Genomic DNA, 12,753 nt, shown 5'->3' on the forward strand with positions numbered 1-12,753 from the left:
TCATAACCTTAAGTCGGCCGATCATCATCCTCTAGTGCAAGCGAGGTGCGTCATGGAAAGAGCAGAATTGTTTTCCTAAATAATTTCATTCCTAAGGGATATGAAGAGCAATTAATGGAATTAGTTGAACCGTAAACGACCCAATTATGTTAAAATAAGGGCATTATTCCGTCGGAAAGGACCGGTACATGCCTTTGAAGAAATTGATTTGGATTTCTATCCCTATTGCCCTAATCGCCATTGTACTTTTTTCATACTCCTATTATTTTAGTCCAAGCCCTGTGCCCGAAGTACAAGAATCTGATCCGAATTCCCTTTTCGCAGGAGATAGCAGCAGTCTCGACTGGCTCAATGACCCAGAAATTAAAGCCGAGCCTGTGGAGGAGCTAGCGGAGGAGTCAACGGAGCAAGCCTCACCAACGCCTGAAGCGGAGTCGGCCGTTCCAACCGAGCAGCCCGCCCATTCGGATCCATCTGAGCCTAAGCCAACCGATGCCTCACCCACCCCTCCATCTTCTTCTCCGGTTGCCACTCAAACCGACATTCTAGAGAAGTACAAGGGGAAGTTTAAGGCACTAGAACGATCTTATCAAGGAAAATTAAAGGGGCTCATTGAACAAGCGAAGCAAGAATATATAGCCGTCAAAAACGGACAGTCCAATGAATCCAAAATCTCACTAGCTTCTAAATACTTATCAAAGGCCAAACAGTTAGAATCTACAGCGGACAGCCAATTTTATCAACTACTCGGACAAATGGAACAAGACCTCATAGCAGCTGGACACTCGACATCGCTTATAAAGCAAGCAGAAACCGAATACAAGGCTCGAAAGAAAAACCAGCGAGCTGCTTTGATGCAGAAGGTAACAGAGAGTATGTAGGAAAAAAGGGGCCTGAGCCAGCCCCCTTTTTGTATGAGAAGTAGGCGGAGAAATTCCGCCTATTTTTCAAAAGTCCGATTTTCGAGTGGATATAACGGAACCGATTCCGCTTATTCACCCAAAACCCGCCCAAAGTCAAGTATTCGGAGCCAATAAGGGAACTTTCTCCCCCTATTTCCGCACTTTTTCACTCGAATCTACTAATAGCGGAAAATACTCCGGTTATCCTCCAGCACCAGCACCAGCCGAGCTCTAGCTCCAGCCAGCGCCGCACCCTGCTATCCTTGCGCAATCGCCTCACGCACACGTCCTCTGGTCTGCTCCAACAACTCAACCGCCGCATCATAGCTCAATCCCGTTTGCTGCATAACGATGGCGATTCTAGCATCTCCACCAGACTGCTCCGAAAGCACCGAAGCTTCCTCATAAGACACTCCCGTCACTTCCATGATAATCCGTTTCACGCGCTCCCGCAGTTTATGATTCGTCGCCTGAACATTCACCATCCAGTTGCCATAGACTTTCCCTAACCGAATCATCGCTCCTGTCGTCAGCATATTCAAGACCATCTTCTGGGCCGTTCCGGCCTTGAGACGAGTAGAGCCAGTGACGACCTCGGGTCCGACCACCACATTGATCGCAACATCAGCTTCCCCCGTCAACACCGAAGTGGAGTTGCAGGATAGAGAAACGGTAACCGCCCCGATCTCATTGGCCGCCTGCAACGCACCTAGAACATAAGGAGTACGTCCGCTTGCCGCAATCCCTACCACCACATCGCCCGACTTCACGCCGTATTTCACGACATCTTCTTGCCCTAATTCCGGCAGATCTTCAGCACCCTCAATCGCTTCGACTAAAGCCTTACGCCCTCCTGCAATGACGCCCTGCACAAGAGAAGGCTCCGTACCGAACGTCGGCGGGCACTCCGAGGCATCCAAGACACCCAACCGGCCGCTGGTCCCTGCACCAAAGTAAAACAAACGACCGCCTTTTTCCATGGATTCAACAATCAGATCTACCGCTTTGCCAATTCGCTCCAGCTCTTTCTCTACCGCATATGCCACCGTTTGATCCTCACGGTTCATTAATTCAACGACTTCACGCGTCGATAAGGAATCTAGATTTTGCGTGGCTTCATTTCTCATTTCTGTCGTTAAACGATTTAGTTGATCAATCATGTTTCCCTCATCCTCTCCTTCCAGTCCTTACAAATGACAAGAAACGAAATGTCCTTCGTCGGTAATCTTCAATGTAGGTGATGTGGTTCGACAAATGTCCATGCAGGAGGGACAGCGCGGGTGAAACGTACATCCTGAAGGAGGATTAGATGGACTTGGCAGATCCCCTTCGAGTAAAATCCGCTCCCTCACCGCATCAGGGTTAGCCACGGGTACAGCAGACAACAGCGCCTTGGTATAGGGATGTTTTGGAGCTCGGTATAAGGCCCCTTTCTCTGCTACCTCCACCACTTTGCCAAGATACATCACAGCTACACGATCCGAAATATGTTTGACGACACTTAAATCATGCGAGATAAAAAGATAAGTGAGTTTAAAATCCCGCTGCAAATCCTGCATGAGGTTCAATACCTGGGCTTGAATGGAAACATCCAATGCCGAAACCGGTTCATCCGCCACAATCAGCTTCGGCCTTAAAATAAGGGCACGGGCGATCCCAATTCGCTGTCTTTGTCCCCCAGAGAACTCATGGGGGTAGCGATCAAGATGCTTGGTGGTCAGTCCCACGATCTCGATCATTTCCTCTACCTTCTTGCGTCTCTCCGTCGGAGTTCCTATACCGTGAACGATTAACGGATCCATTAGAATCTGGGCAATGGTCTTGCGAGGGTTCAGCGAAGCGAATGGATCCTGGAAGACGAACTGGACATCCCGACGCATCTGTCTCATTTCTTCTGGGGAAAGAGTCAGGATGTTCTTTCCTTGAAACCACACTTCCCCTTCCGTAGGCTCGATCAGACGGGTCAGGCATCGGCCCGTGGTAGATTTTCCGCAGCCGGACTCTCCAACAAGACTCACCGTTTCCCCTTCATAAATGGTTAAATCCACGCCATCCACGGCTCGCACCGTTTTCGTTTTCCCCCAGAATCCGCTTGTCGTGGCAAAATGCTTCGTTAAAGCTTTCACTTCTAATAGAGGCTGACGACTCATGCTTTCTCCTCCTCCACCAACACGCAGCGTACGCGATGCTGCTCGGTTACAGAAATTAACTCCGGCGCTGCCTGATGACAGCGATCGGTTGCCCACTCACATCGCGGGGCGAATCGGCATCCTTTAGGCAGATCGCTTAGTAAAGGAACCGTCCCTGGTATCGCTTGTAGACGATCCTGGTCCTCGGTAAAGTCCGGCATCGATTTCATCAATCCGATCGTATAAGGATGCTTAGGGCTTCGGAACAAGGTTCGAATATCTGCTTCTTCCACCACCTGACCGGCATACATCACGATGACGCGTTCGCACATCTCGGCCACGACGCCCAAATCATGGGTGATCATCACGATAGAGGTCCCATTGTCTTTTTTCAGCTTTTTCATGAGCTCTAAAATCTGAGCCTGGATCGTAACATCCAAGGCGGTTGTCGGTTCATCGGCAATGATGAGCTTCGGCTGACAGGCCATCGCCATCGCGATCATGACGCGTTGCCTCATCCCCCCAGATAGCTGATGAGGATACGAGGAGAAAATTTCGTCCGCACGCGGGATTCCCACGGCATTTAACAGCTGGATGGTTCGTTCCTTGGCTTGCGCCTTCGACAGACCTAAGTGATTGCGCAGGGGCTCGGAAATCTGTTTTCCGACCGAATGAAGCGGATTAAGAGAGGTCATGGGTTCCTGAAAGATCATGGCCACACGATTTCCCCGAACCTTTTTCATTTCCTTTTCACTAAGTGCAAGCAAGTTCTTTCCTTCAAAAGCAATTGTCCCATCGGTCACGGCATTCTTACCGAGTAATCGCATAATCGATAAGCTCGTGACACTTTTTCCACATCCAGACTCTCCAACAATCCCCAAGGTTTCCCCAGGTTCAAGCGTAAAATCTACCCCATCAACAACCGTAATGGAGCTTCTGGATTGCTTGAACGTCGTTTTTAGATTTCGAACTTCCAGTATCGGTGCCATGAATCTATTCCCCTCCTTTCTGCTTTCCCAGTCCTACACAAGCAAAAACCCGATTATGATGCATATGGCGCCAACGAATCATGCCGTCCTTGACCTTGGGATGAACACGGTTCGTCAGGGTGACAATCGTCGTTTGACGTTCCGGATCATGCCAGATGGAGGTTCCCGTAAACCCGGTATGACCAAAGCCCGAAGCCGATACCAGATCGCCTCCGCTGCACCCTCTCGCTTTTTGCTCCTCATTACCCCCCATCACGGAATGCTCCCAGCCCAAGGCTCTTCGAGGGGCCAATTCACCCGATTGGCATTGAATGGCGAAATTCCGCAACAATGGATCCAGTAATACACCAACGGGATCGGACCATAACTTCATATAGGAAAGCAGATCCCCTACAGTAGAAAACAGTCCCGCATGACCGCTTACACCGCCTAAGCCGTAATAAGCATTTCCATCATGAACCGTCCCTTGAATGACCCTTTTTCTCCAAGGCACGCTCCTCCATTCCTCCTCCGTAAAAATCAGGGAACCGTCCGGACGATCCTGCAGGTAATTCCAAGCCATCTGCTTCTCGTATTCATTTCCTTCTTCTGTAGGAGCCACATCCCACTCTTTCTGCACACCGTAGCCTGTGTGATTCATGGAGAAAGGATGGAAAATTAATCTCTTCGCAATCTCCTCCAACGGAAGATCCCAAATTCGCTCTAAAATAAAACCTAACAGCATGAAGCCAAGGTCGCTGTAAACGACTTGCTTGCCTGGCTCCCCAATTAAGGGTTCCTTCCCAATCGCTTCGATATAAGCTTGCCGCCCCTGACACGTGATAAAAAATGGACGCCACGCAGGAAGCCCCGATGTATGGGTCAACAGATGATGAATGTTGATTTGCTCTTTTTTCACCCGATCGAAGCCAATCGTAAACTCCGGAATGTGTCTGGCTACCCGATCAAATAAGGAGAGCTTCCCGGCCTGAACACTCAGAAGAATGGCAGGCAGCGTGACCACGACCTTCGTTAAGGAAGCCACATCAAACACCGTATGTTCCTGTACCCCTTTCATGGCCAAGATCGGAGCATCGTCCTCTCTCTTCAGACCTGCAATCGCCGTCGGAAAGAAGCCTTGCTCTATCCCATTTGCCAAGCTTTCTTCAAGTACTGATCGTTCGTTCATGAGTCTCCCTCCTTATTTGCTGCGGTGGCGAGGATCGAGCAAGTCGCGCAGCGCATCTCCGAATAAATTAAATGAAAGAATCGTAATCGTCATCGCCACACTTGGCCAGACAATCATGCCCGGAGCGAGCTCCATATATCGGCGAGATTCCGAAATCATCCCACCCCAAGACGGATCCGGCGGTTGAATTCCTAGTCCTAGGAAGCTTAACGCCGACTCGGTCAAAATCGCACCAGAAATAGCTAGTGTAGATTGGACAAGCAACGGAGCATTAACGTTCGGGAAAATTTCAAGAAACATAATACGGCTCGTACTAGCTCCTATCGAACGGGCACTTTCCACATACTCCAAGTTTTTAATACTTAACACCGTACTGCGGACCAAACGGGTAAAGACGGGAATATTCACGATCCCGATCGCTAAAATCGTGTTAAACATACCAGGCCCTAGAGCCGCCACAATCGCTAAGGCCAGCAAGATTTCTGGAAAAGCGAAAAGAATATCCATGATTCTCATGATGATACCGTCCATCCGGCCACCGAAATAACCAGCAACCAATCCAAATAAGGATCCAAAAATCACACTAATGGCCACGGAACTGATCCCCACGAGTAAGGAAATCCTTGCTCCATACAAAATACGACTGAACAGGTCTCGACCGAATTGGTCCGTTCCAAGCAGGAACTCCGCGGAGCTGCCTTCTAGGCGATGATCTTTAAACATTTCAGTAGGATCATGCGGAGCAATAAACGGAGCAAGTACCGCGGCAGCCACGAGAAGGAACAGCAAGATCAAGCAAACAACAGCAGTTTTGTTACGGAAAAAACGAGTACGAAATGAGTTCACTTTTGCTTCTCCTTCCTAATACTTGATCCGAGGATCGATCCACGTATAAATGACATCGACGAAAAGATTGACAAGCACAAATATCAAAGCGATAAACAACACGCCGCCTTGTACAATAGGATAATCGCGTTGATGTATCCCATCTAGGATGTACTGCCCTAATCCAGGTACGGAAAACAATTGCTCGACAATGACCGCTCCCCCGAGCAAATACCCGATCTGCATTCCCGCAATGGTGACTACAGGAATCGTAGAGTTTCTAAGCGCGTGACCGATGATGACCGTCCACTCGCCGTTCCCCTTCGCTCTAGCGGTGCGAATAAACTCTTTATCCAACGTTTCCAAGAAAGCTGATCTCGTCATTCTCATAATCCCTGCCGCTAAGACGATTCCCATCGTAATGGAAGGCAAGATGAAAATTTTAAAGGCCTCCACTGGATCTTGCCAAAAGTGGACATAATCAATCGGAGGATACCAGCCAAAATACAACGAGAGTCCAAGCAACATCAATGTTCCAATCGCGAAGTTTGGAACAGAAATGCCAAGCATCGCCACCACTCTACCCGCCACATCGACAGCGGAGTGAGCCTTCACAGCGGAAAGAATACCAACCGGAATAGCAATGCTCCAGCCAATCAGGGCAGCAAGGATAGTCAATTGAAAAGTGACTAAAAATCGATTCCAAATCGCAGGCAAAATCGGTTCCCCCGAGTGGATTGATACGCCAAAATCCCCTTGCACAAGGCCACTGGCCCATGTCAAATATTGGACGATGAGGGGGCGATCAAGCCCCATGCTGCGATTTAAAGCTTCTATGGCTTCGGGTGTGGCATTCGTTCCGAGCATGATCGAAGCCGGATCACCCGGGACAAGATGTAAAATCATAAACACCAGAATGGAGATCCCGATAATAATGGGGATCAGCGTCATGAGGCGCTTAAGGATATAACGGCCCATTCTTTCCCCTCCCTATGGAAAAGATGCGGCGGGTAGGAACCCTACCCGCCACCACTCTTACTTTATAGATGCACGTACGATCGCAAACGCTTCTCCCGCAGCTGTCGGCACGAAGCCATCGACTTGTTCACTCACCGCGTAGAAGTTTTTAGGTGATGCTAAGAATAGATTTGGAGCGTCCTCCACTAACATCTGCTGGGCTTGGTTATAGAGTTCCTTACGTCCAGCTGGATCTGTTGTTTCTAGAGCTTTTTGCACAATTTCATCGTAAGCAGGGTTGGAATAATTCCACACGTTCGCAGATCCTGTCGTCGAGAAGAAGAAACGCATGGAACGGTCAGGGTCTGTTCCGGAAGTATTGCGTCCTACAAGAAGATCCGTGTCTTTGGATTTCCACATTTCGATATACGCTGCCCACTCTAATTGATTGATCTGTGCGTCAATGCCGATGGCTTTTAATTGCTGTTGAATCACCTGAGCGGATTCAATCATATCCGGATAAGTGGAAGCGGTATAAAGCGTCGTCTTAAATCCATCTGCCAAGCCAGCTTCTTTCAATAATTCTTTTGCTTTGGCTACATCATGCTTATAAGAGGCAAAAGAAGACGTATCTACTGCCCAGCTCTTCTGTGCCGGAGAGATCGGGCCCGTTAATTCCGCTTGCCCTTTCCATACGGTTTGCACGATTTCATCACGGTTTACGGCATAGCTGATCGCTTGTCTTACTTTAGGATTGTCAAAAGGCTTCTTCGCTGTGTTGATTCCAAGATAACCGTATTCAGCCGATTGATAGCTTTCAATCTTCAGCGCTGGAGTCTTCTCTAACAGCATGGCTGTATCCGCATTGACGGATGCGATGTCGATCTTACCAGAACGAATCGCAGCGGTACGCTGAGCTTCATCCTTCATTATGGTAAACTTGATTCCATCCGCCTTTGGCAGCCCATCCTTAAAGTAGTTCGGATTCTTCTTTAATTGAACGTATTGGCCAGACTCCATTTTCTCCATCATGAATGGACCTGTTCCCACGGCTTCCGTGTTTAAGTCCGCCACTTCCTTTGGAACGATCGCTACTTGAGCACTGGAGGTATTCGCTACAATCGCAGAATCTGGATTCGTCAATTTAAAAACTACGGTATTGGCGTCAGGAGTTTCAATCGCTTCGATACTAGCAAAGAACGACTTGACCGTAGAACCGGTATCCGGGTTCAAGATTCTCTCAAAGCTGTATTTTACGTCCTCTGAGGTCATTTCTCTTCCATTATGGAATTTCACTCCCGGTTGAAGGTGGAAAGTTAGCGTTTTTCCATCCTCGGAAAACTCCCATTTTGTAGCTAGATTCGGAATGACGTTAAATTCCGGGTCCATCTTGGTTAGTCCATCATAGATCAATCCGTAGATTCTAGCACTTGAAGCAGCAGGAATCTTATGAGGATCTAAACCTACTGGGTCTTGGTCTGCCGCTACAATTAATACATTCTCTCTAGCGGGTGCAGCAGGAGCTGCGGCTTCCTTCGCTGGTTCGGCTGGCTTATCTGTCGGTTGTGTTGTAGACTGTCCGCCACCGCCACAGGCTGTTAAAGCAACACTCAAGGTAAGTAGAAAGGCTGAAACCCAATTCTTTTTCATGTGTATCCCCCTATTTTTTAATTAGTCGATTAACTTTCTCTTCGTTATTACCAGCACACTTGCCCTAACCGAACCGCACGGCCTGCTCCCGTCACAGAAGGGACATTGCTCGGTCTGCCCATCATCGTCTCATGACCGAGAATAGCAAACGCCATCGCTTCCTTCGCATCATCCGGCACCCCGTAATCTGCTGCCGTCTTTAATGAAACGGACTCCGGTAACTGCTCCTGAATCATCTTCATTAAGGTCAAATTATGAGCTCCACCACCCGAAACGATGACCTCTCCCACCTCGTGATGAGGCAAGATAAAATCTTTGTAAGCCTTCGTGATCGTGTGAGCGGTTAAAGCCGTGGCGGTCGCTAGAATATCTTCGAAGTTTAAGCCCCGCTTCTTTCCTTTCTCCAAAAACTTCTCAGTGAAAAAGGTTCCGTACACTTCACGTCCCGTGCTCTTAGGTGGTTTTCTCCCATAATAAGGGTCGGATAAATACTGCTGAAGCATGGCTTCATCTACCTTCCCTTGGGAGGCGATTTCTCCTCCGCGGTCATAGCGCTGAGCTCCAAGTGTATGCATCATCACTAAGTCATCCATGATCATGTTTCCTGGACCGGTATCAAAGGCAAAGATTCCATCCGCCGAAGAACCGGCAGGAATAAAGGTACAGTTGCCGATTCCCCCGATGTTCTGCATGATCCGGCCTTTGCCCGCTTCTCCGAACAAGATTCGATCGGCAAAAGGAACCATCGGCGCCCCTTCACCACCAGCGGCCATATCTCTAGCACGGAAGTTCCCGATGACCGGAATTCCTGTCCGCTCTGCCAGCACCGCCATCTCCCCAATCTGAAGAGTGGATTTTACAGGTAGAGGACCCTCTGGTCCCGGAAAGGCTTGATCAACCGGAGCGTGCCAGATCGTCTGACCGTGACAGCAGATCGCATCGATTTGTTCGGGCTTGAAGTTTGCCTTTTCTAGCAATTGATGAACGGAGTAGGCATACCATTCAGCTACCCCATAATGAGCCTCTACTAATTGATCCAATCTAGCCGTTTCAGGAGAGCAAAGGTCATTCAAACGCCTTCTTAATTCATCGGAGTAGGGAAGATAAAGGAACTCTACTAGAGCTACTTCCTCTATTTGTTTTTCCTCATTCGATGTGATCTTCACTAAGGCCGCATCAATTCCATCCAGCGAAGTCCCTGACATCATCCCGATCAGCCAGTGTTCATGACGTTCCCGGTATCTTAGCCATCGGTCGTCATCTAGGTAATTCATTTGTTTTTCCTCCCATCAAGGATTGCTTGTAAACCCTCTTGCCAAAGTAGGCCAACCCTACCACGATTCCCATAAACCATACAGGCAGCCAAAATGCGGTCTGAAATCCGATCCACTCTCCTAGGATTCCTATTAACCAAGCGGATACCATCGCTCCTCCTCCTGCAGCCGTTGACAGATATCCAATTACCGTACCAGACTGTCCAGGGTAATCTCTTGAAGCGAGCGCCACGAGAATGGGAAAAATAATAGAATAGAAGAGTCCGACAAACGGAAATAAATATTTCCAACTCCCTGTTCCCCATAGCCCCGCAACCAAACATAACCCTCCGGCGGCCGCCGTAAGCCCTAATACCCATTCGTAGCCCCACCGTTCCGCCAGTTGTCCGCCGGTTATGCTTCCTACTGTAAATAGTAAAAAGAAAGCGCCAATAAAATAGGGGGTGTGCAGGGGATCTACTTGTTTATAGGTTTCTAAATAGTAAGGCAACCAGGACAGAATCCCTACTTCGGAGGCAACGTAGAAAACCACTAAACTTGCTAACCAGTAGAAACGCTTGTCAATGAGAAAGGAGCCTAAGGCTGGTGAAGATTTCTCTTCCCCCTGTGCTTGGTCGGCTGGAATGCGAAACACGAATCCTGCCGGAATGGCCAATAAAAAGACAGCAGCTAAAAGAACATAAATCCCTCTCCAATCTACTCCTGTCATCAACATCCATCCTGCGACAACAGGAAATACAATGGAACCACCTCCGTAGAAACCATGAAGAATACCTAGGTAACGAGCCCTCGCTTGAGGATACGCTCCTGCCGTATAGGTGTTTAGACCTATCTCCATTAACCCCTTACTGAATCCGATGAAGACAAAAGCTAGTGTAAGAAAACCAATCTGACGGAGAATCACTAAACCTACGATGGCAACGGTTACAAACAGACCAGAAAGAAAGACCACCTTCTTCAGCCCTAGGCGTTCCAACAACTTGCCCGCCACGAGACCCGATAAGAGGAATCCAAGAGGAGCGCCTGCCAGTAACAAACCCATCTGTGAAAGGTTAAAGTTCAAGGAACCTTGGATATGAGGAGCAAGCAGACCGCGGACCGCATCGAGCGATCCAATGGCGAAGATCAGCGCTAAGGCTACTAGGAAAGCCCCTCTCATGATTCGCCTCCACTCACTGAACTAATATTTCTGATATCTTCATTTTATGTAATATTATTTCTTACGTCAATTATTTTTTAATAAATATTACTACAACTTAAATTCTAACCATAGGTCATTAGTTCTATTGTTAGATTTAGTAAATAACTGGTATAATTCGACTATATTCGACAAGTGTGTATTGTCGTACGAAAAAGGCAAACCCATTGAAAAGTGGGGACGCAAAGCTACAGGGGTTTCACCGAGGGAATAGACCTTGGTAAGCCAGCCAGCTACCGAATACGAGAGGAGATTTTGTTAGATCATGTTTGCCGTGAAAAAACAGAATAAACGTAAAAAGTCAGCAAGTGTAAGCGAGCGCTATCTTACAAGAGCGGAGCGCAAGGCCCTTGAATGGTATGAACAAAGAAGACTGAGAGAATTATGCTCCTCACATCAATCGAGCATGACAGCAACCTAGTATAGGAGGAAACCGCATGACATTCTTTTCAGCCATAAATAAACTTATGAAGAAAAAAAAATATCCCCACGAGGTTATTCGCCTTACCCCTGGGGAGAAAAATTCGATTGCCATCGTGCTGGGCTCGCTCCTCACCATGGTTATCGTAACGGCTATTTCGTTTTTAATGAGTTAAAAATTATAGTTCGTCGGGGATTTAAGTTTTGATCCATCTAAACTTAAATCCCCACTCCTAATCCCTTCAATAGTCGATCCCGGCTGAGATGGGCATCTCCTAGATTTTTCTTTTCTAGCACCCATGTCCCGCTGAATCCAGCTAATCGATCCATCAGTTCGTGAAAAGGAACCGTTCCCTCTCCAACAGCAAGATGATCATCTGTTTGCCCGCAATTGTCACTCAGATGGAGTGCAGCCAAGTAAGGCATTACTCATCTCCTATTTAATCCCAGAGTGCATAAAGCTATTTAAAAACTGACGTTGAAATAATAGAAAAGCTAATAACAAAGGCATAATGACCATGGTCGTCGCGGCTGTGACTTCTGCCCATTGGGCGCCTGTTTCAAACGATTGCGCGAAGATCGCCAGACCCACCGTCAATGGCCGATTTTCTATCGAGTTGGTTATGATCAAAGGCCACATGAAGTTATTCCAATGATAGCTGACCGACACCAAGCCAAAGGCCACATAGGTTGGACGAGCAAGCGGAACGTAGACTTTCCACACGATTTGCCACCATGAACATCCTTCCATGCGGGCCGCTTCTTCTAGTTCATGAGGGATGGTCTTGAACGTTTGACGCAGCAAAAAGATTCCAAAGGCCGAAGCGAAATACGGCATCATAATTCCAAGCTTCGTATCTAGCAACGATAAATCTCGCAAAACGTTATAGTTTGGAAAAAGAAGTATATCCGCCGGCACCATCAGCTGCACGAGAAATAGTAGAAATAACACATCTTTTCCCCAGAACTTCATCTTGGCAAAGGCATACGCGGCTAGCGTGGCTGTCACCAATTGCACGATCAAAATGCCCGTAACGATCAAAAACGTATTCCAATAATACTGAGCAAATGGAGCTCCAGCCCAGACCTTCGCAAAATTATCCAAGGTAAATTCAAACGAAAACGTCCAGGATGTCGCCATATGGCGCGGCCGAAAAGCCGTCCAAAACCCCCATAGCAAAGGAAAGATCCACAGCATCGCCAGGATATACATGGAGGCATCGCTTAATCTTTTCAACATC

Annotated in this window: 14 protein-coding genes and 1 riboswitch; of the genes, 3 read left to right on the top strand and 11 right to left on the bottom strand. The window is 48.0% G+C overall.

Annotated elements, in window-relative coordinates; all coding sequences use genetic code 11:
* The first annotated feature begins 188 nt into the window (after positions 1-188).
* Entirely contained in the window at positions 189-881 is a 693-nt protein-coding gene (locus tag EIZ39_RS20645; protein ID WP_164985211.1) for a hypothetical protein, read from the top strand.
* A 278-nt stretch (positions 882-1,159) separates the two neighbouring features.
* Here the strand turns inward: EIZ39_RS20645 and murQ are convergent, their stop codons facing one another.
* The 9 genes from murQ to EIZ39_RS20690 are packed head-to-tail and all read right to left on the bottom strand — an operon-like array spanning position 1,160 to position 11,053.
* Positions 1,160-2,062 (bottom strand): N-acetylmuramic acid 6-phosphate etherase, encoded by a 903-nt coding sequence (murQ, locus tag EIZ39_RS20650; RefSeq protein ID WP_129202393.1) that lies wholly within the window; start codon positions 2,060-2,062, stop codon positions 1,160-1,162.
* 27 nt (positions 2,063-2,089) lie between these two features.
* Positions 2,090-3,052, bottom strand: a complete 963-nt coding sequence (locus tag EIZ39_RS20655) for an ABC transporter ATP-binding protein (RefSeq protein WP_129202395.1) — start codon at positions 3,050-3,052, stop codon at positions 2,090-2,092.
* Entirely contained in the window at positions 3,049-4,020 is a 972-nt protein-coding gene (locus EIZ39_RS20660; RefSeq protein WP_129202397.1) for an ABC transporter ATP-binding protein, read from the bottom strand. Before EIZ39_RS20660 ends, EIZ39_RS20655 begins: the two co-directional genes overlap by 4 nt.
* A 4-nt stretch (positions 4,021-4,024) precedes the next feature.
* A complete protein-coding gene (locus tag EIZ39_RS20665; RefSeq protein ID WP_129202399.1) occupies positions 4,025-5,188 on the bottom strand; it encodes a serine hydrolase domain-containing protein in 1,164 nt (387 codons plus the stop codon).
* A 12-nt stretch (positions 5,189-5,200) separates the two neighbouring features.
* Positions 5,201-6,034, bottom strand: a complete 834-nt coding sequence (locus EIZ39_RS20670) for an ABC transporter permease (protein ID WP_129202401.1) — start codon at positions 6,032-6,034, stop codon at positions 5,201-5,203.
* Between the two features lie 15 nt (positions 6,035-6,049).
* Positions 6,050-6,991, bottom strand: coding sequence for an ABC transporter permease (locus EIZ39_RS20675; protein ID WP_129202403.1), 942 nt, complete (start codon positions 6,989-6,991; stop codon positions 6,050-6,052).
* A 57-nt stretch (positions 6,992-7,048) separates the two neighbouring features.
* Positions 7,049-8,620 (bottom strand): ABC transporter substrate-binding protein, encoded by a 1,572-nt coding sequence (locus EIZ39_RS20680; RefSeq protein ID WP_129202405.1) that lies wholly within the window; start codon positions 8,618-8,620, stop codon positions 7,049-7,051.
* Between the two features lie 47 nt (positions 8,621-8,667).
* Positions 8,668-9,894 carry an anhydro-N-acetylmuramic acid kinase gene (locus EIZ39_RS20685; RefSeq protein WP_129202407.1) on the bottom strand — a complete coding sequence of 409 codons (1,227 nt, stop codon included), beginning with the start codon at positions 9,892-9,894 and terminating at the stop codon, positions 8,668-8,670.
* Positions 9,878-11,053 carry an MFS transporter gene (locus tag EIZ39_RS20690; RefSeq protein WP_129202409.1) on the bottom strand — a complete coding sequence of 392 codons (1,176 nt, stop codon included), beginning with the start codon at positions 11,051-11,053 and terminating at the stop codon, positions 9,878-9,880. The genes EIZ39_RS20685 and EIZ39_RS20690 overlap by 17 nt, the downstream gene beginning before the upstream one ends.
* 186 nt (positions 11,054-11,239) lie before the next feature.
* Positions 11,240-11,333: riboswitch (cyclic di-GMP riboswitch) on the top strand.
* Between the two features lie 24 nt (positions 11,334-11,357).
* On the opposite strand from EIZ39_RS20690, the gene EIZ39_RS26815 reads away from it, so the two are divergent.
* Positions 11,358-11,513 (top strand): hypothetical protein, encoded by a 156-nt coding sequence (locus EIZ39_RS26815; protein ID WP_164985212.1) that lies wholly within the window; start codon positions 11,358-11,360, stop codon positions 11,511-11,513.
* Positions 11,514-11,529: 16 nt separating this feature from the next.
* Positions 11,530-11,688: a hypothetical protein gene (locus EIZ39_RS26820; RefSeq protein WP_164985213.1), complete on the top strand. Its 159-nt coding sequence runs from the start codon at positions 11,530-11,532 to the stop codon at positions 11,686-11,688.
* 43 nt (positions 11,689-11,731) lie between these two features.
* Here the strand turns inward: EIZ39_RS26820 and EIZ39_RS20695 are convergent, their stop codons facing one another.
* Together EIZ39_RS20695 and EIZ39_RS20700 are read right to left on the bottom strand one after the other, a co-directional pair.
* On the bottom strand, positions 11,732-11,938 hold the full coding sequence (locus EIZ39_RS20695; RefSeq protein ID WP_129202411.1) for a hypothetical protein: 207 nt from the start codon (positions 11,936-11,938) through the stop codon (positions 11,732-11,734).
* A gap of 10 nt (positions 11,939-11,948) precedes the next feature.
* Positions 11,949-12,752, bottom strand: a complete 804-nt coding sequence (locus EIZ39_RS20700) for a carbohydrate ABC transporter permease (RefSeq protein WP_129202603.1) — start codon at positions 12,750-12,752, stop codon at positions 11,949-11,951.
* Position 12,753: the final 1 nt, after the last annotated feature.

This window comes from Ammoniphilus sp. CFH 90114 (assembly GCF_004123195.1).
Lineage (GTDB): Bacteria > Bacillota > Bacilli > Aneurinibacillales > RAOX-1 > YIM-78166.